The organism is Citrobacter sp. Ca225, assembly GCF_030337175.1.
In the GTDB taxonomy this organism is placed as follows: domain Bacteria; phylum Pseudomonadota; class Gammaproteobacteria; order Enterobacterales; family Enterobacteriaceae; genus Citrobacter_A; species Citrobacter_A amalonaticus.
The window spans coordinates 1-19,237 of the sequence record NZ_JAOWCD010000086.1; the positions used below are offsets into that span (position 1 = coordinate 1).

Sequence of the window (19,237 nt, forward strand, 5' to 3'; positions counted from 1 at the left end):
GTAAGCGTGCAGTGAGAACCGTATTGACGAAGTGAAGCTGGTCAGGCAGGCAGAGTAACCCGCCACGGGAGCAGAGCACCCACCCGGTTCACAGGCCAGTCGGCGATGACATCAAGTACATGATGCAGATAGCGTTCCGGATCCACGCCGTTTAATTTGCACGTCCCGATAAGACTGTACAGTGACGCACCGCGCTCACCACCATGATCCGAGCCGAAGAACAGCCAGTTTTTTCTCCCCAGACTGACCAGTCGTAGGGCGTTTTCGGCAATGTTATTATCCACCTCCACCCAGCCATCTTCTGCATAGCGGGTCAGCGCCGGCCACTGGTTCAGCGCATACCCGAACGCCTTCGCCAGTTCTGAGTGCCTTGAGAGGGTTTTCTGTTTCTCCCGCAGCCACCCCTCCAGTGACGCCAGCAGCGGCAGCACTTTTTGGTGCCGGACTGCCTGCCGTTCCTCTGCTCTTTTACCTCTGAGCTCCGACTCGATGGCATACAGCTCGCCGATCCGTTTCAGCGCCTCCTCCGTCAGGGCTGACGGGGTACGGACGTGAACATCGTGGATTTTTCGGCGGGCATGGGCCCAGCACGCGGCTTCCTTTATATGGCCGTCGCGGTAGAGCTCGTTGAACCCGGCGTAGGCATCAGCCTGCAGTACGCCACTGAAGCCTGCAAGATGGGTCTGAGGGTGGATACCTTTTCTGTCCGGGCTGTAAGCGAACCACACTGCGGGGGCCAGCGCTGATCCGGCGTTGCGGTCGTCTCGAACGTACGTCCATAAGCGCCCGGTCTTCGTCTTCTTATTGCCCGGCAACAGCACCGGGACAGGCGTATCGTCAGCATGGAGTTTGCCGTCGGTCAGGACATAGTGCTGAAGGGCTTCATCCAGCGGTGCCAGCAGACGACAACACGCATCCACCCAGCCCGACAGTACAGAACGACTCAACACTACACCCTGGCGGGCATAGATCTCCGACTGGCGATACAGCGGTGTGTGCTCTGCATACTTTGAGGTCAGCACTCGGGCCAGCAGCCCCGGTCCGGCGATCCCCCGTTCGATGGGGCGCGAAGGAGCCGGGGCCTGAACGATGCGATCGCACCGACGGCAGGCATGCTTTTCACGGACTGTCCGGATAACCCGGAAGGCGCTGCGCATCAGCTCCAGCTGTTCGGCGGCATCCTCACCCAGGTAACTCAGCGAACCACCGCACTCCGGGCAACACGGCTCAGTCGGCAGCAGCCGCTTCTCATCCCGTGGGAGTGACTCAGGGAACGGTTTGCGGGTGCGGGTCTGACGCAGCGGGCGCTGCACTGCCGGGTCATCCACCCGGCCGGTCAGCGTATCGCTTTCCTGCTGCAGCAGGTTCAGGTCAGCTTCCATTTGCGCGATACGGCGAGATACCTTTTCGGAACGACTGCCGAAGTTCATCCGGCGCAGCTTATCCAGTTGCGCCTGCAGATGGTCTATTTCGCGTTCCCGGTTGCTCAGCTTTTCCTGCAGGGCGTGGATCAACGCTTCCTGTTCGGCCAGGCGCTGTTTCAGCAGAAGGATGTCGTCAGAAGAGGTATCGTTCATAATCCTGTATTTTACCAGGCTTATTCTGCGACAACCAGGATAAAGAGCGCTACAACATGGTCAGGGATGTCAGTAACCGCTTTGGCTGTCGCCAGTCGATACCTTCCATCAGCATCGCCAGTTGCGCCGGCGTCAGGAACACTTTGCCATCGCGGGCTGAGGGCCAGGCGAAGCGACCACGTTCCAGTCGCTTTGTCAGCAGGCACAGACCATCGCCGGTGGACCAGAGCAGTTTTACCTGACTGCCGCTGCGTCCCCGGAAGATGAAGACGTGGCCGGACATCGGGTCATCTTTCAGCGCGGTCTGCACCTTTGCGGCGAGGCCATTGAAGCCGTTGCGCATATCGGTGATACCGGCAACCAGCCAGATTTTTGTGCCTGCGGGAAGATTTATCATACCGGCCCCCGCATCAGTTCGCGCAGGACAGTGCTCATGAGTTCAGCAGAGGGATGAGTCAGTGTTATTTCTCCTCCCCGACATTTTATGTGGCAGGTAGCGGGAGGAGAGCAGGATGGTAGTTCGAAGGTTGGGAGAGAAGAGCCCGCCTGAAGCTGCACGGGTATCAGGGCAGGAAGCGACGATGAGTTTTTTCGGGGCCGACAGACCCGCCCTTCACGCTGCCAGAGCCTTATCCATTTAAAGAGCAGGTTATCATTGACGTCATGTTTCCGGGCCAGTGCGGCAATACTGCCTTCTTCTTCAAGAGCCAGCCTGACCAGTTCCATTTTGAATTCAGGGGAATAGTGTTTCCGGGGAAGTCTTTCTTTAGCGCGCATGAGGTGTCCACCTGCAAAATAAGTGGGTGCTTAAGTTACAGGATCCTGGATTCGGGACCAGACGGTACTCAGACGACGCTTACTTTACGGCCAGGATAACCGCCGGAATATGTGTTGAATAAGCATTCTGATATTTGGGGTCCACCGATACCGCATCGCCACCAGTTATAGCCTTAAGCCCGGCGCCGTCGCCGCTCCACTTCTCCTGATCAGGCAGGCGAATAAGAGAAAAACCTATCAGAGCCGCACGTTCTCGCGGGGACTCCAGCGTTTCAATGGTCGCAGAGGTGGCGTTATCCTCTCCAGCAAGCATGGTCGCAATTTCAGCCAGAATACTTTTGCCACTTCCACCAGGGCCAGTCACTTCCAGAAAGAGCTGCCAGTCATAGCGATTCGCCAGCACCATAAATAACGCCGCAAGAATAATGTCGCGTTTTTCTGGCTTGTGTCCGGCAGCCCGGTCCAGCCAGCGCCAGAATGCCGGGGCATGAGTTTCAAGCGTTTCCCCCTCTACCGGTGGCGTGAAATCGACTTCACACAGGGTACGCAGCCAGTTCTCTTTACAGTGCGGACTAAACAGCCCTGTTCGCGTATCGAGGACGCCATTACGAAAACCGATCAGATGACGTGCCGGATTTTGCTGCTGCGGAACAATTAACTTTAATGTTTCCACCAGTGAAGCAATTTTTCCTGAGGAAAACGGTGCACCGAGGCGCTGGAAAAGGGCTGCGACATCTCGGGCAAAATCTGACTGAGAAATCACTTTCCACGCTCCAGACTCGTAGCGGGATAAAAGCTGCCCGTTCGGATCAACCGCCAGTGCATCCCTGTAATGCTCCCGAACCCTCTGAGCTTTTTCGCTGACACTCATCGCTGTGAATTCTGCTTCACTCATTGTGTCGAAAGGACTGGCGTTATGTGGCTTCAAAGCCTCAAGAATTGCCTTCCGGGTGGATTCCTCTCCGTATTGGGTAAGCGCATCATTCCAGTCACCAAAAACCGGTGGCAGCACAATGTCACACTGACACGCTTTTGCAGCAGTTTCAGCCCTGTTCTGGCCTGAACCATTCAGATCGCGGTCCGCTGCAATAATTAACTGATATCCCGGATACTTGTTATGGGCAACGCTGGCCAGAGAAAGAAAGTTGACCGACGAAAATGCCACCATGACGGCTTCTCCTGTCAGATGACGAATGGTAAGCGCCGTGGCGTAACCTTCCGCAATCCACATCCTTCTTACAGAACTCCCGCCCCCTTCTATCAGATGATAGGCCTCCTTAACCTGACCTCCTTTAAGAAAACACTTGCTACCATTGCCACTGATAAGCTGAATATTCACCAGTTCCCCGTCAGCGTTATAGAGCGGGACGATCAAATCACCGGGGTGGAACATCACCCCACCGGTTTTATGACCTGAAGTCAGCTCATGGCAAATATGCTCCGGGAAACCTTTATGTGTAAGATAAGTATTTCCGGCAGATTCACGCGAGGCTTGCAGTAGTCGCGCGGCAAGTGCTGCTGCCGCCTGTTTCCCGCCATCTGTATCTGCGGTTGACGTCCAGACTCCAGAAGAGGCTGAAGACAGACTATGTGTCAGTCCATGTATCCTGTCTGCTGCTTCACTGATATCCACATTCAGTACCTTGCTGACAAGCGCTAAACCGTCCCCAGCCCCGCACTGGTTGCAGAACCATGTTCCACGTCCTTCCAGATCGTCGAAGCGAAAACGATCTTTACCGGCGCAGACCGGACAAGGCTGATGGCGATTTTTCAGTATGTTCATACCCAGCGCTGGCAAAATCCGCGCCCAGTGACCGCGGGCAGCCTTCACGGCCTGACTGACTTTCATTCCTGACATGATGCAGTTCTCCCTCAGTGTAAAACCGGCTTTATAATGTGACGGACGCATAACTCATCCATTACGGCTATTCCGAGCTGGGAGAGTGCGGGGCAGGACATTAGAGGACCGGATTCCATCAGGTCTGAAAGCAGGGCGCAGGCGATTTCCATGCCTTTTGTTTGCCCGTGCTGTCGCAGATAAAAACCTTCAAGCTCACGGGCAATGGCGGTTTCAATTTCATCCAGAGTGAGCTGCAGGTGGCGGTTGTGCTGATGGCAGATACTCAGCCAGGCGCAGGCAACCGCGCGGCGATATAACGCCAGCCGAAGTGAGAGGGGAAGAGTGCGTGATTTCATTGCACCACCTCCTTGTTCATCAGGTCATCCTGGCAACGCTGTACCACGCCATCAAGCTGTTCTGTCATCAGATAAATCAGGGAAACCAGTTGCTCACATTGAGCACCTGCAGGTTTTTCATAGCAGTCCTGAAGAACAGCCATTCCGGTGACAAATTCCCCCACGTTACGAAGATGCTTGAGGCGGACAATATCGTCATAAGAAATTGCGGCGTGATTCATCACATCACCTCCCCGGCAGGCAGCCGTGCAGAAAGGGAGAGCACATAATCACGGACCAGCGAAAGGCGTGCAAAGCGCTCATCGCAGGCCACGGTGCGAAGCATACAGATGCGGGGTTGAGTGTCAGCACGGCGGATTGCGGCAAGCACAAAGACATATTGCGGGTAAAACGGGGTGAGGGTTGTAGCCATGATGGCAGCCTCCATTGAGTAGCGGTTATTGCTACCACCGGAAACGCCAATTTCACTGGTGGCAGCCCGAACGGGGTTGGCGTAACCGGCCTCAATGGATACCGGCCAGCCCGAAGGCTGCCCCGCCCGGACTGCCATTATCTCGAAAGAACCACGGTGTACGCATAAACACCACAGCCTGGAAAATGGGTGTGCCAGAGCTTCGACGAAAAAAAAGACGCTTGGCGCGTCTGGTGTCGCCATTGAGTTTCGCGGAACGCCAATTCCGGCTGCCGATTTTGCGGCAGCGGAAAAACTATACCTGGAAATGACTGCAGGATGCAAGCCAGAAAAATGGGGATTAATGCGTTCAGGCATCATTATGCATCACATCCCCGTCCGCGGGCACTTATACGATCCGCCATCCATGCGCTTACCTCTGACTGTGCCCAGGCAACATTTTTACCACCAAGCGGGATCTGCTTCGGGAAAGCATCGCGGCTTATCAGGTCGTATATAGTTGAGCGGGACAAGCCGCATAAATGCATCACCTCGGGAAGACGTAAAAATCGCTCATGCTGGTTCAGCACAGGAAATAATGGCGCAGCCGGAGCTGGCGCAGAAACAGAAATATCATGCATTTATCTACCCTCTTTAATTCCTTCATCAGTCCGGATAAATCCCCCCGGATTCAGGTAGTTCCTTATTATGTATATATTTCTCGCTTACGCACCCATTATTTATTTAGCGTCACATATTGATTTAATGGAATTTAAAACTATATCAAACCACATAAAATGGCATGATAGATATTATGTCTGCGAACTATAAATACAGGGACATTAATAGGAACTAACTTTCATCCAGGGGTTACTACCCCATAAGTCATAGAACTTAATGGTACTGAAACCGCAACCCATTCAGCAGGGATGCACAATTTCTACATATGGCTTTACATTGCAAACCTAACTTCAGGATATACTCATGAATTGCATCAAGCTCAGAAGAATTAGAACCGCATAAAATCAATAACCACGCATTCTTAACCTAAAAATATATCCAAATAAATTCATAAAAGACCGAGCAGTTCTAGTTTTATAAAAATCAGATTGAAATGCAACACCAGGGAAAGGGGGGAATCATGTTATTTCCCGGCAAAGAAAAATCGTCTATTTCATCATCTGTTGAATACTACTGAAGAGTGGTGAATAGTTGTGAGGAACAATAATGAAATAATCATTCGGAATAAAAATTTCACTTTTGATGAAAAAAAATCATAAATCACGCTACCTTCCGATGAACACTCATGAACAGTCACTGAATACTGCCTTGTCAACCCTTCACCTCTTAACTAGCTGTATTATCAATTTTTTTATCAAAGTGAACAGTAGTGAATAGTATTTATTAAAGGAAAGTTGAAGATCAGACATGACACATTTCTCTGGCTAGCCAGAACAAGGTCATTGTTCTGTCACTGACACAATCCCCCTCGGTAGTGCGCTTGTATGGGCATCGGCACAATTGACACGACAACAAAACACTACCGGAGCATTCATGACTACTGTTAACCAGATCTCTGATGCAAACATTACATCCTCCCTCCCGCCGAAAATTCGCGAAGCGGTGGAAAAAGTTAAGGCAGCAAAAGCTGTCTGGCAGGAAGAACGGCGAAAACAAACTGAAGCTGCTGCAATGATTGAAACTATCCGTAAACGTCAGGAAGATACAAAAACGGAAACGCAGGCGCTTAATGATGAATGGCGAAACCTGTTTCGTGAGAATCAGGGAAATATGACACCACGCATGAAAAAACTGCGGGCAGAAATCGCCCTCGGACGCGAAACATTGGATGAGTTCGAAGATTTGCTGGCAGCTCAGGTGGCAGAAAATGAATTCCTGCCCTGGAAAACTGCGGATGCTGCAAACCACTACATCAGCGAACATAATCGCCTGATTGAAACTCATGCAGTGTGGCTCTGGAATGAGTTTATGAAGGAACACGGCCAGAAACTTATTCAGATCCTTGGACTGTTGAAAATGACTCTGGGCCGAAGCGCTTCTGCTGTTATCGGTGTAGTTCATACCGTAAACGACCCCGAAAGTGTGCTGAAGCAATTTATCAGCGAGCAACTCACCACTCCGGCACTGTCCTGTAACGTATCTTCAACGGATGATATTACCCTGCCGGGGATCAGCATTTATGCGGACGATAAAGCCATCCAGGATGCCAGACAATCCCCCAGCCCTGCAGCGCGTTCACGGATGCTTAAACAGCGTGACATGGTTAAAGGGGGCGAGAAGAAATGAATGCCGGAACCATTACTCAGGAAGCTCTCAACGATTACCGCTCGGCGATAAAAAGCTGGCTGACACTACGTAATACGCAAAGTACCTACCAGCTTCGTCTGGCGGCTCTGCTGAATACTGAAGAAAAACCGGCAGCATATGCCAGCCAGCTTGAGGAGCTTCGTGAGCGTCTTGCTGTCCTCGAATGGCAGATTAACTGTGCTGCACGGGATGGTCTTTATGCTCACCAGATTGTGCTGGAGAGTTGTGTTACAAGCGCAACGGAAAACTTCATGAGCGAGCATGGTGATGCACTCACTGACGCACTGGCTCCTTTTCTTTGCGCTCCATACGGGCTTGAGGCGGCAATGAAAATATTACGAACCGCTGTAGCCCGACAAACGGAAGTGCGTACTCCGGTAATTTCAGCAGCATACAAGAGCATTATCGACGAAACCGGATTAACGGTGGATGCATCAATGTACGCTGATGCTTCAACCAGTTTCACCCCGGCACAACATAAAGTTTTCCTGGCCCGCCTTAACCGACTTAATGAAAAAGGAGGGTACTGATATGGCCCTGAAGTGTCCTGAATGTGGGACGGTCGCTCACGCCAGAACCAGCGCCTATGAAGCTCCATCGGTTAAACGCTCATGGTATCAGTGCCAGAATCTGGAATGTTCCTGCACATTTACCGCTCTGGAAAGCGTGGATACGATAATTATGAAGCCTTGGCGCAATGAACAGGAATCAGACAAAGAACAAATGCCAGAAAAACAACAGCAAACTCTCAACCGCTATGGCTCCGCGTCAAAGCTGTCAAGCCGTCAGCTAATTCCTGTCTGATTAGCAAAATACGCCCACGTAGTCCCGGTCCAGTACCGGGATTTTTTACGCCTTTTCCCTGGCTGGCCTGAAGGCGTATGAGTGCATATCTATAGCGCATGAAAACGCATGAGTCTCATGCGCCATTTTTGACGCGAAAGCCCTTGTGTGGTGGCTTCTGAGACGATTTACGGGGTGCATGAAAACCAGTCTGTTAAGCGAAGCGGGCAGGCGGGCGGGGCAGCGCACGCTGTGTATGGTCAAAGTAACTTTTAACTTTCAATGAGTACCTGATTGAAAGAATCGTTTATCACGTTAAAGCGATAACAATGATTTTAAGCAGCGAGTGTGGTGTAAGTATCATTGTCGAGTAAAAATGTTGCAAGCTATTGAAATAAGTATATATTGCAAATGATGAGGAAAATAAAATATGCAAGGACCTACTCATGGATGCACTGCATGTCGCGCTTGAAAATCTGATTAGAGATGATGGTCAAACACTAAATAGTTATTTTAGTGAAGTTAAAGTTAATTCATTGATTGAAAATACAAATGCAACTTGTCATTTTCATTGCCTTAATCTTGATGGCAATGGACGTCCTCGGGTAGACGCGTTAATCCAATTCTTGAACGATAAAGTAGTTGATTATGCTATTCCAAGGAAAAAAATCAATGAGGCAGTGCAATATTTTAATGAAACACAATCAACAGCGAAAATAACAAAATTAGCAAATCAAGCAAAAAAATTATTTACTAGGCTTGCAAATAGTGGCGAAGGCGGTGAATTTATTCTTTTTTTATTTGCAGAGCAATTCCTTAGATTTCCACAAATTATTTGCAAAATGAGCCTGAAAACGAGTTCTCAAATGCATTACCATGGTGCAGATGGAATACATATAGGCGTAGATAAAGATAATAAAAAATTATGTTTATACTGGGGCGAGTCTAAACTCTATTCCAATCTGAGCAAAGGTATTTCTGAGTGTATGGATAGTATAGCTCCATTACTTCAAAGTTCTATGGGAATAGAAGGCGCTGAGACACGTGATATGCAGTTGCTGGAGTCGCACTTAAATGTTGATGATATAGAACTAGAACAAGCGTTGAAAAGATTCTTAGATCCTGATAGCCCGGATTTTAATAAATTGGAATACAGAGGAATATGCTTAGTTGGGTTTGATCTTAAAGATTATCCACAAGGGCCCAGTTCAATTGATATCAGTGAACTAGTTGCTTTGATTAATACTAAAGTCGGGAAATGGTCAACTAGTGTGCAAGGTGGTATAGTTAATAAAAAACTTGATCGCTTTGCTATGCATGTTTTTATTCTTCCTTTTCCTTCAGTAAAAGCATTTAGGGCTAGTTTAATTAAAGCATTGGAGAGTTGAAATGTCGTTGCGAGATTTATCTGGGTGGTTGATTAAGAATCAAGGATTCTTAAGAAAATATCAGGCATTAGTCGCTAACTCGATAAAAGATCAATTTCCAGAGTTAAAATCAGATGTAATCCCACAGATTAGTTCTGAGGATGTCGGCTATCTTTTAACATGTGCTAGTTCTTTGGCTTTCTCAAGTGATGAGAAATGCCAAGATGCAGCCTTAAGGATTGCACAGTATTGCTTATTGAATGAAAAAAGTGAAGCAAGAAAAGATAGTGCTGCATTAATTCTTGATTCATTATCTAATAATCCAGCAATACAACTTGCTGAAAATAGGGGGTATCTTAACCCTGATTTCGAAGAAAGATTACCCTTAAAGGCTCAGTTAGAACTAACTAAAAGAAAAATTCTATATACAATTGAAATAGATGCTGATAAGCATATTTATGCTAATAGGTTTCAATCAGAGTTTTGGGATGCGGTACAAGAAAACTCATGGGTTAGTGTCTCTGCTCCTACCTCTGTAGGAAAATCATTTATCCTGGAATCTTGGGTGGAGCAGTTTGTAAAAAGAAATAAGAATTGCTTAGTTATTTATATCGTACCAACAAGGGCATTGATTTCAGAAGTATATTCTGAGTTGCAAAAACGTTTGGATCCTAATTTAACAAATATAGTTAATATTCAGACACTACCATTGAGTAATGTATACCAGAGCGAAAAATCTAATGTCTTCATATTTACACAGGAAAGATTAAATTTATTCTACAATCATTTCTCACAAATTCCAAAGATAGACGTCTTAGTTGTTGATGAAGCACACAAGATCGGTGATGGTGGAAGAGGTGTTATTCTTCAACATGTAATTGAACTGACTTGTCTAAATAACCCTGATTCAAAAGTTATCTTTGCAAGTCCTTTCACCTTAAATCCTGAAATATTGCTCAGTGATGCTCCAATATTAAAAAACAAAAGAACTATAAAAAGTGACTATGTTACAGTTAATCAAAATTTAATATGGGTAGAACAAAAACCACGCAAGACCAAAGATTGGTTGATGTATTATTTTGCAAACGGTGAAAAACGCGAGTTAGGAAACTTTTCTTTAGAAAATGCACCATCTCCTGAAAGTAAAAGATTGCCTTTTGTAGCTCTTTGTTTAGGTAAGGGGGCTTCTGGTAACGTAGTTTACGTAAATGGAGCCGCTGAAGCAGAATCTACTTCCAAGCTAATATCTGCAAGTATAGAAAATGAGACTGAGGATGAAGAAATTTTAGCTCTCGTTGAGCTTAGTGAGACAATTATACATAAAAATTTCGCATTAAATCGCACTCTAAAAAAGAGAGTCGCTTTTCATTATGGCAACATGCCTTTAATAATAAAGGGCGAGATTGAACGATTGTTTAGTAAAGGTAAGATTGATTTTTTAATTTGTACCTCAACTTTAGTTGAGGGCGTAAACATGGCTTGTAAAAATATTTTTATAAGAGGCCCTAAAAAGGGTAATTCAACCCCGATGCGAGAAGAGGATTTTTGGAATCTTGCTGGCAGAGCTGGTCGTTGGGGAAAAGAATTCCAAGGTAATGTCATCTGCATCGATAGCGACAATGAAAAAATTTGGAATGGAGAGCCTCCAAAAACCAAAAAAAATATATTTATAACTCGCGCCACGGATGCTATTTCCCATGACATGGATAAGTTGGTTTCCTATATTTTTTCAGAGCATCATTTTGGTATGTCTGAGCGGAATCCTAATCTCCAGAGTCTATTTAGTTATTTATGTTCATCATTTTATTTTTATAATGGCTTGGATAATAATCCTTACATGGAAAAGTACAATATAAAAAATATCGATGTTTTAAATGAAGCAATATTTGATGTTTTTGATTCTTTAACTTTTCCACACGAATTGGTTGTGCGGCATCCTGGTATAAGCCCGCTTTTAATGCAAAACCTTTGGGATAGATTTTCGCGGGATACAAACAAACCTGTAGAGAGATTACTGCTTTCTGAACCTGGTAGTAATGATGCGTTAGATTCATATGTATCCGCATTCTCTAGAATTAGTGATACTCTGAGTAAGAAGCTAGGTTATAATTCAAAAGGAGCTTACGTACAGGCCTTGTTAGTTTCCAAGTGGATGAAAGGTTATCCCCTAGCAAGATTGATCTCGGATAGAATAAGATATAACAAAAAGAAAAATATTGTTTTCAAAGAAGCGACTTTAATACGAGGGGTTATGAAGGATGTTGAAGAGATCGCTCGCTATCAAGCTCCAAGGCTTTTAGGATGTTATAATGATTTATTAAAAAGCTTTTATCTTTCGATAGATCGCACAGACTTAGCAAAAGATGTTGAAGATATCGGTGTTTATTTAGAACTGGGTGTAAGTTTAAAAACTCAGATTTCACTAATAGGGCTTGGCTTTTCAAGAACTGCTGCTGTAATGATTTCAGAGCTTATTCCTAATGATAGTTTAGATGAGGAAGAATGCATTAATTGGATTAAGGACAATAAAGTTGACATGGAAGAACTGCCACAATTAGTTCAAAACGAAATACATAATATATTTCGTAACTTTTGGGTACAATAGTCTTATTTAGACGATTTTTTAAACAATCAATAGAGAAGTTTTTGAATTTTATCATTCTTCCAGTAACAAAAACTTCTCTTTTATAACACCGCTCAGGCTATTCCAGAATAGGCTTTGCTTACTTCACTATGCCTTGTGCCGCAATGCCTCAAAATAACAAGGCCATGTTGCAGTAACGCCTCACTACGTTCAGGTTCAAACCATTTCCCGTTAAATTTTCCTCCGTGAAAAAGATTGTTTCTTACACGGCGGATTAACAAAAAAAGAAATTTTGCTAAATCTTTTTCTTGTGGTAAAGAATCATCCCAAACTAAAGAGTCATCTTCTATGATTTGTTTTTTGGGTGGGTGTTCTTTAAAGTAGGTGATAGCAGCAATTAGCTCTGGATCAGTTGTGTTATTTATGATTTCAGAAACTTGCTTTGCATACTCATCCCAGTTCGCTTTAGCATCTTTTATTTTATGATGAAGTCCACATGCCTTAAGGCAATATTCATAACGTGAAAACTCTCTAAAGAATTCATAACATAAATTATCTAGATTATTCTCCATGAACTATATCTCCATGTATAACAAGTTAACTAATATTGATTGCGCTCGTACACTTTTTGGCCCCACCAATTCATAAGTCCTATTCGTTGCTCAAGGTAAGTTGAACGATTATATGCTCTGCGCACTTCATTTTTATCACTATGTGCAAGAGCAGCCTCAATTACATCTGCATTAAAACCCGCTTCATTTAATGCGGTGCTGGCAATTGAACGCAATCCATGAGCAACCAATCTACCACCAAATCCAATCCTTTTTAAAGCAGCATTTGCCGTCTGGCTATTCATTGGTTGCTTTGGGTCATTCCGACTCGGGAAAACATGTTCACGATGGGCACTGATTAGCTTCATCACATCAAGAATCTCTAATGCCTGAGGAGATAGAGGGACTATGTGTTCCCGCTTAGCCTTCATTCGTTCAGCTGGGATAGTCCAGAGCTTTGCATCGAGATCGAGCTCAGCCCACCTAGCACCGGAAGCCTCAGAAGGACGAACTAGAGTCAGGAGTTGCCACTCAATGAGGCAGCGAGTCGGAACAGACAAATTTGACATGACGAGAGAACGCATCAGCATAGGCAATTCTTCTGGGCGCAACGTAGGCATATTTTGTTTTTTTGGCTTCTCAAAGGCCATTCCAATGCCTGATGCTGGATTGGCATCAATAAGACCAGTATTTACGGCATAAATCATTATCTCGTTAACACGCTGCACCAACCGGCGCACCGTCTCCAGCGCCCCACGAGCTTTGATCGGTTCAAGGGCTTCAACCAGTGTTCGGGCTTTGATTTGCTGGACAGGGATCTCCCCGATGGTGGGGAATACGTCTTTTTCCAGTGAACGCCATATATCTTTAGCGTAATCATGGGTAACGCTTTTGCTTTTGAGCTGGAACCAGTTAGCGGCGACCGTCGAAAAAATACTGTCCAGAGCGATTTGCTGCTGTTCCTCTGCAACTTCAGCTTGAATTTGCGGGTCGATTCCGTTGGCTAATAGGGCAAGGTAATCTGCTCTTAACCCTCGGGCATCAGCAAGAGAAAGGGCAGGAAAAGCACCAAGTCCCATCATAGTCCGCTGTTTTGTTGCTGGGCGTTGATAGCGAAAGCGCCAGAGTTTCTTGCCGCTAGTTTTCACTATCAGGAAAAGCCCATCGCCATCATGCAGCGTTAGATCCTTCTCTAACGCTTTCGCGCGCAGAACTTCGGTGTTGGTCAGGGGGCGTGTTGTCCGTGCCACTGTGGCCGCTCCTTCATGAATTGGTATACGCTTTTAGGTATACATCCTACCGTATACCGAAACGTATACCAATAATCATCGGATTTAGCCGGATGTTCTCGGACAACGACAAACACAAAAAAGCCCGCAGGGCTTGTGCCATGCGGGCTTTCTGTACTTCACCGGACGTATCCGGATCATTATTTGGTGGAGCTGGCGGGAGTTGAACCCGCGTCCGAAATTCCTACATCCTCGGTACTACATGCTTAGTCAGTCTTTACATTCGCCTGGCACCTGCGGATTGACACGCCACTACCAGACTAGCCTGATTAGTTTTAACGCTTCAACCCCAGGCAGGGCATCCACGCGATCTCTTTTGGGTTTGACCTCTCTTTGATCCCCGTCTTAAGAGCGGAAGCTAGGGAGAGAGGGCTCAGAGCAGGTTATTAAGCTGCTAAAGCGTAGTTTTCGTCGTTTGCGACTATTTTTTGCGGCTTTTTACGAGGCCAACCGCCCCTCGGCATGCACCTTGGGTTTCGCAAATCCCGTCGAATCCAGAATCAGCCCCAATGTGTTAAGACAAGTATAACAGACTTGTGACAGCCCTTGCCACCCCCAATCATCAGGCATTTACCGCTCGCGCAGCGCTTCTTTGGCTCGGTTGAACGGTTTGATTAAATAGTCGACGATGCTTTTTTCACCTGTTTTTATATCCACTGTCGCGATCATGCCCGGTACGATGGAAAAACGGCGTCCCAGCTTGTTTTGCAGATAGTCCTGATGGGTACGAATGAAAACGCGGTAGTAGAAGATTTCCGGCTTCACTTTGTCCTGAATGGTATCCGGCGAAATGGTTTCGACAACACCTTCCAGTCCGCCGTAAATGGCGTAATCGTAGGCGGTGATTTTCACCAGCGCGCGCTGGCCGGGGTGGATAAAAGCGATGTCGCGCGGCGACAGACGCGTTTCAATCAGCAGATGATCGTCAACCGGTACGATCTCCATCATCTCGCCGTTTGGCGGGATCACGCCGCCGATGGTCGTGACCTGAATGTTCTTCACTATGCCGCGAACCGGTGAGCGAACGGTCAGGCGGGTCACCGAATCTTCGCGTCCCTTAATGATGGCGGAGAGCATTGCCACTTCGGCGTTGGCTTTAGACAGCGCCTCGCGCGCCTGGACGTAATATTGCGAGCGCAAATCCGTGAGCTTCAGACCAATATCGCTTTTTTGCCGTTGCAAACGCAGCACCTCGACGTGGCTGGCGGCGCCGCTTTTTGCCAGCCGCTCGGTGATCGCCAGCTCTTTATTCACCAGCGCCAGCGCCTCGTTCAGTTCGGATTGCGCGTCGGCGAGTTGCGCGCGGCGACTGGTGTAAAGCCGCGTTTCCGAGGCGACCAGATCCGGCCAGGCGTTCAGTTCGTCAGAGAAGACCAGCGGCTTGTCGCTAACCTCAGCCGTCAGGCGCTGACTGGAGGCCAGCGAGGCGCGATAGCGGGCGGCGCTTTCGCCGACGTTAGACTCCGAGCGCGTCGGGTCCAGTCGCGCCAGTACCTGTCCCGCCTGGACCTGATCGCCTTCATGCACCATCAGTTCTGCGAGGATCCCCCCGTCGAGCGACTGCAATACCTGCTCGCGCGAACTGGGGATCACCTTGCCGGTGCCCGTCGAGACCTCATCAAGAATGCCGAACCACGCCCACACCGCGAGGATCAGACACAAGATCCCGGTAAGCCAGATGATGCGGCTGGCACCTGAGAATTCTCGCTCGCGGCTGTCGTCGAGCGCGTCGTGGGTCGCGTCAGGCTGACTGGTTTTCATTTTTCCACTCCCGTGTGTTGGCCTGCGCGGCCATTCGACTTTGTCCCAGCGCCTGCGCTTTCGGCGCGTCCATCACCAGTTGCCCCTCTTTAAGCACCACCACCCGTTCGACCAGCTCCAGTACCGGTACGCGATGGGTGGCGACGATCAGAGTGCGGTTGCCGAGCCACTGTCCCAGTCGTTGAATAAACTCGCGTTCGGAATGCTCATCCAGCGAGGCGGTGGGCTCATCGAGCAGGACGATATTGGGGGCGCGCAGCAGCATGCGGGCGAGCATGATGGACTGTCGCTGACCGCCGGATAACCCGCTGCCGCCTTCCATAATCGGATGATCGAGCCCTTTCGGCAGCCGTTTCACGAAGTTGGCCGCACCGCAAATCTCCAGCACGGTAAATATCTCGTCGTCGCTGGCATGCGGGGCGCCGAGCGTCAGGTTCTCGCGCAGGGTGCCAAAAAACAGGCGCGCGTTCTGGCTCAGTAGACCGACGTTGCGGCGCAAATCGGCCATATCGATGTGCGGTAGGCTGAGGTTATCGAGACGGGCGTCGCCCTCGACCAGATCCACGCCGCCTGCCAGCGCCTGCAACAGCGTGGATTTGCCCGCGCCGTTGCGCCCGAGCACTGCGATGCGTTCGCCGGCGGCGATCTCCAGTCGGTTAATGCGCAGTGGCACCCGCTGGTCTTCACTGTGATAGCGAAACTGTGCGTTCTCGAACAGATAATGACCGTGAAAGATCTCCTGATGCACCCGCGTTTCGTCACGCTGGGTCTCGGTGGGAAGTTCCATAATGCTGTCCAGCCCCTTTTTAGCGGCTTTCACCTGCTGCCAGCGTGCCAGCACGCCGCACAGATTACCCATCGGGGCGATCATCCTTGAGCCAAGCATGGAGGCAGCAACCACCGAGCCGGTCGTCAGCGTGCCTTCAATCACCAGCGGAGCGCCAAACATCACCATTGCCGCATAAACCAGCCCCTGGACGGTCACCCCCCAGTTGATTAGCCCTTGCGACAGTTCGCGGGTGCGCAGTCCGGACTCGGCGGTGATGCGGATATAGCTGTTCCACTGTTGCAGAAACCGGTTCTCCGCCTGCATCAGCTTGATGTCCTCCAGCCCCTGAACGCTTTCGACCAGCACGGCGTTACGCAGCGTGGCCTCGTGCGCTGACTGATTCGCCAGCTCCGCGAGCTTTTTTTGCAACAGTAGACCGGGAAGGATCATCAGCAGCGCGGCGACCGGGGCGATCCAGGCGAGCGGCGGGGCGATGATCGCCAGCACCACGATGAACAGGAAAAAGAAGGGCAGATCCACAATGGTGGAGATCGTGGAAGAGGTCACCATCTCGCGGATCTGTTCCAGCTCGCGTAGCTGCGAAATAAAGCTGCCGGTGGAGCGAGGGATCGCGCTATTACGCAGGCGCAGAGCGTGGCTGAACACGCGATCCGACACCCGCATATCGGCGCGCTTACCCAACAGATCCATCACATGACCACGGGCGAGTCGCAGCAGAAAACCAAACAACATGGCGATCAAAACGCCGACGGCGAGGACATACAGCGACGGCCACGATTGCGCGGGGATCACCCGGTCATACACCTGCATCGAGAAGACGATCCCGGAAAGCGACAGGATGTTGATCAGCAATGCTGCCAGCATCACCGGGCCGTAAGGATGTAGATCTTTCAGCACCAGGCTTTTCAGCCAGTCGGGTTTGAAACGCGAGATATAGGTATCCACCCGGCGGTCTTTCACGACGGAAAGCGGACGTAACGCGATAATGAAACGGACCGTCGGCAGCAGGTCACGCAGGGCGATCCGGTTGCGCTGGAGTTCGCCGTTGATAAAACAGACGTCAAGCTGGTCTTCGCCGTCGAACTGTTCAACCAGTACCAGTTCACCCTCCTGGAGCTGGATCACCACCGGCAGACGCCAGCGGGTGAGCGACTGTTCGCTGGGAGCCAGCGGCTGAAAAGAGAGTCCGGCCTGGCGGGCCAGTTGGCTGAGCGCCTGCGGCATCGGTTTATCCTGGAACCACGGGGCGCTGGCCTGTAACGCGCCGGGAGAACAGGCAATACGATAATGGGTGGCGATATGGCTCATTGCCCGCGCCCAGTTGGCCAGCGCCGGTGCGGTGATGCGCTCGTCGCCAGGAATGTCGGCGTGAGTCATGGCTGAATCTCCACTGACTGAATGGTGCGGTTTTCCAGACCAAAGGCCTGGCGCATCTGACCGGTGTTGTACAGGCAGTTAAGCTGCAGTTGATGCAACTGACTCTCTGTCTGTAACTGTGCGAAGCGCGCCTGATAGACCTCCTGTTCAGCGTTAAGCACATCGAGAAGCGGTCGGGAACCAAGGTCGAGATACTGTTGCTGGTACAGCTCGCGCGTCCGTTCACTCAACGTCTCCTGACGCTTCTGGATCTGCAAGGAGGTCACCAGGTTCATCGCTTCACTGCGATCCGCAAGCAGCTTCTTGCGAACGTCCAGCCGGGTGCGCTGGATGGCTGACTGGGCGGATTCCACCGCGTGGCTGGCGGCGTTGCGCCGGGCGGTTAAGCCGCCGCCCTGATAAATGGGCATCTCCACTTTGACCCACGCCGAATACTGAGTGCGGTCAACGGACTCATGCCCGGCATAATTATCATTGAGATAGTGGCGAACCTCCGGCTCCAGCGAAACCGTCGGCGTCATCTGCGCGTTGGCGTAGTCGAGATTAGCCTGGGCGACGTTGGCCTGCGCCCAGGCGGCAAGAACGGCGGGTACCAGCTTGTCATCCGGCTTTGCCCGTTCGCAACTGCGGCCCAGCTTTTGCGGGAAGTCGTTGCTGATGGTGTTAAGGTTTTTCCAGCCCAGCCAGGTCATGAGCGTCGCCTGAGAGCTCTCAAGATTGGCCTGATACTGTACGAGTTGGGAGCGGGCGCCCTCAATGCGCGCATCGGTCTGCACCACGTCCGACAGCGAGCTGGCGCCTTCATCGTTGCGCTGATTCGCCAGCCTGCCAATGGCGCTCAGGGCATCCAGTTGCTCCTTTGCCACCGCCACCATCTGCTGCCAGGTCTGCACCTGTACAATAGCGGTTGCCGTTTCATGGCTGACGGTATCAATGCTGAGCAGCACGTTGGCCTGCTCCTGCGCCACGCCGGCGTTTTCTGCCCGCACCTGGCTTGCGACTTTTCCAAAGTCATAGAGCATTTGCGACAGTGACAGTACCAGCGACGGGCTGAATCCGCTGTCGGAATAGCTGTTGGTATAGCCGTTATTCATCCCGGCGTTAACCTGCGGATAGTATTTGGCTTTTGCAACATCGACCTGCTGAATTTGGGCATACAGTTTACCGACCACTTCCGCGATCGATGGATGCCAGGTGACAGCGCGATTGACCGCCTGAGAGAGGGTCAGTTCACCGGGCGCGGCGCTGTCGCCGCTTTGCGGCATCGGGCCATCAAGCGCGGGCAGTTCCTGCTGTTCAACCCACTGCTGCGGGGCGATGCGGGGCATTTCCACGGCAGCGATAGCGGGCGCAGCGCACAGATTGCCCGCCAGCCACCAGAAAGTAAGCTGTCGTTTTCCCATTTTCTTCCCTAATTGAGCGTTGTTTTTTGCCCCGGGCGAGCGTGCGCCCGGGGTCGTTGTGTT

General features: G+C 49.8%; 17 protein-coding genes, 1 other RNA gene and 1 pseudogene. 5 read left to right on the forward strand and 14 right to left on the reverse strand.

Annotation, left to right across the window (positions count from 1 at the left end; translation table 11 throughout):
* Nucleotides 1-41: 41 nt before the first annotated feature.
* The 8 genes and pseudogenes from tnpC to OGW13_RS15780 form a co-directional block, all read right to left on the reverse strand.
* A complete protein-coding gene (gene tnpC, locus OGW13_RS15750) occupies nt 42-1,577 on the reverse strand; it encodes an IS66 family transposase (protein ID WP_001000406.1) in 1,536 nt (511 codons plus the stop codon).
* A gap of 49 nt (nt 1,578-1,626) precedes the next feature.
* Entirely contained in the window at nt 1,627-1,974 is a 348-nt protein-coding gene (gene tnpB, locus OGW13_RS15755; protein WP_000609174.1) for an IS66 family insertion sequence element accessory protein TnpB, read from the reverse strand.
* Nucleotides 1,971-2,354 carry an IS66-like element accessory protein TnpA gene (gene tnpA, locus OGW13_RS25755; protein ID WP_001201739.1) on the reverse strand — a complete coding sequence of 128 codons (384 nt, stop codon included), beginning with the start codon at nt 2,352-2,354 and terminating at the stop codon, nt 1,971-1,973. The genes tnpB and tnpA overlap by 4 nt, the downstream gene beginning before the upstream one ends.
* Nucleotides 2,355-2,439: 85 nt before the next feature.
* Nucleotides 2,440-4,212: pseudogene (locus tag OGW13_RS15760) on the reverse strand (primase-helicase zinc-binding domain-containing protein); the annotation flags it as partial.
* Between the two features lie 14 nt (nt 4,213-4,226).
* Nucleotides 4,227-4,550, reverse strand: a complete 324-nt coding sequence (locus OGW13_RS15765) for a DUF5375 family protein (protein ID WP_016809712.1) — start codon at nt 4,548-4,550, stop codon at nt 4,227-4,229.
* A complete protein-coding gene (locus OGW13_RS15770; RefSeq protein WP_016809713.1) occupies nt 4,547-4,771 on the reverse strand; it encodes a hypothetical protein in 225 nt (74 codons plus the stop codon). The genes OGW13_RS15765 and OGW13_RS15770 overlap by 4 nt, the downstream gene beginning before the upstream one ends.
* On the reverse strand, nt 4,771-5,322 hold the full coding sequence (locus OGW13_RS15775; RefSeq protein WP_021526083.1) for a host cell division inhibitor Icd-like protein: 552 nt from the start codon (nt 5,320-5,322) through the stop codon (nt 4,771-4,773). The genes OGW13_RS15770 and OGW13_RS15775 overlap by 1 nt, the downstream gene beginning before the upstream one ends.
* Nucleotides 5,322-5,582: a helix-turn-helix transcriptional regulator gene (locus OGW13_RS15780; protein ID WP_000543726.1), complete on the reverse strand. Its 261-nt coding sequence runs from the start codon at nt 5,580-5,582 to the stop codon at nt 5,322-5,324. Before OGW13_RS15780 ends, OGW13_RS15775 begins: the two co-directional genes overlap by 1 nt.
* Nucleotides 5,583-6,495: 913 nt before the next feature.
* On the opposite strand from OGW13_RS15780, the gene OGW13_RS15785 reads away from it, so the two are divergent.
* The 5 genes from OGW13_RS15785 (at nt 6,496) to OGW13_RS15805 (ending at nt 12,024) form a co-directional block, all read left to right on the forward strand.
* Nucleotides 6,496-7,248, forward strand: coding sequence for a phage polarity suppression protein (locus OGW13_RS15785; protein ID WP_021526084.1), 753 nt, complete (start codon nt 6,496-6,498; stop codon nt 7,246-7,248).
* Entirely contained in the window at nt 7,245-7,799 is a 555-nt protein-coding gene (locus OGW13_RS15790) for a phage polarity suppression protein (protein WP_016809716.1), read from the forward strand. Before OGW13_RS15785 ends, OGW13_RS15790 begins: the two co-directional genes overlap by 4 nt.
* Nucleotide 7,800: 1 nt before the next feature.
* Nucleotides 7,801-8,073: an ogr/Delta-like zinc finger family protein gene (locus OGW13_RS15795; RefSeq protein ID WP_016809717.1), complete on the forward strand. Its 273-nt coding sequence runs from the start codon at nt 7,801-7,803 to the stop codon at nt 8,071-8,073.
* Between the two features lie 425 nt (nt 8,074-8,498).
* Complete coding sequence (locus OGW13_RS15800; RefSeq protein ID WP_016809718.1) at nt 8,499-9,440, forward strand: HamA C-terminal domain-containing protein; 942 nt, start codon at nt 8,499-8,501, stop codon at nt 9,438-9,440.
* Nucleotide 9,441: 1 nt separating this feature from the next.
* Nucleotides 9,442-12,024 (forward strand): DEAD/DEAH box helicase, encoded by a 2,583-nt coding sequence (locus OGW13_RS15805; RefSeq protein WP_016809719.1) that lies wholly within the window; start codon nt 9,442-9,444, stop codon nt 12,022-12,024.
* Between the two features lie 92 nt (nt 12,025-12,116).
* Here the strand turns inward: OGW13_RS15805 and OGW13_RS15810 are convergent, their stop codons facing one another.
* The 6 genes from OGW13_RS15810 to OGW13_RS15835 all read right to left on the reverse strand — a co-directional run bounded on the left by OGW13_RS15810 (nt 12,117) and on the right by OGW13_RS15835 (nt 19,174).
* Nucleotides 12,117-12,575 (reverse strand): hypothetical protein, encoded by a 459-nt coding sequence (locus OGW13_RS15810; RefSeq protein ID WP_016809720.1) that lies wholly within the window; start codon nt 12,573-12,575, stop codon nt 12,117-12,119.
* Between the two features lie 29 nt (nt 12,576-12,604).
* A complete protein-coding gene (locus tag OGW13_RS15815; protein WP_021552398.1) occupies nt 12,605-13,804 on the reverse strand; it encodes an integrase domain-containing protein in 1,200 nt (399 codons plus the stop codon).
* Nucleotides 13,805-13,988: 184 nt separating this feature from the next.
* Nucleotides 13,989-14,351, reverse strand: a transfer-messenger RNA (tmRNA) gene (ssrA, locus tag OGW13_RS15820).
* A gap of 62 nt (nt 14,352-14,413) precedes the next feature.
* Complete coding sequence (locus tag OGW13_RS15825) at nt 14,414-15,604, reverse strand: beta-barrel domain-containing protein (protein ID WP_044328264.1); 1,191 nt, start codon at nt 15,602-15,604, stop codon at nt 14,414-14,416.
* Nucleotides 15,585-17,771, reverse strand: a complete 2,187-nt coding sequence (locus OGW13_RS15830) for a type I secretion system permease/ATPase (protein WP_044266544.1) — start codon at nt 17,769-17,771, stop codon at nt 15,585-15,587. The genes OGW13_RS15825 and OGW13_RS15830 overlap by 20 nt, the downstream gene beginning before the upstream one ends.
* Nucleotides 17,768-19,174, reverse strand: coding sequence for a TolC family outer membrane protein (locus OGW13_RS15835; protein WP_109740571.1), 1,407 nt, complete (start codon nt 19,172-19,174; stop codon nt 17,768-17,770). Before OGW13_RS15835 ends, OGW13_RS15830 begins: the two co-directional genes overlap by 4 nt.
* Nucleotides 19,175-19,237: the final 63 nt, after the last annotated feature.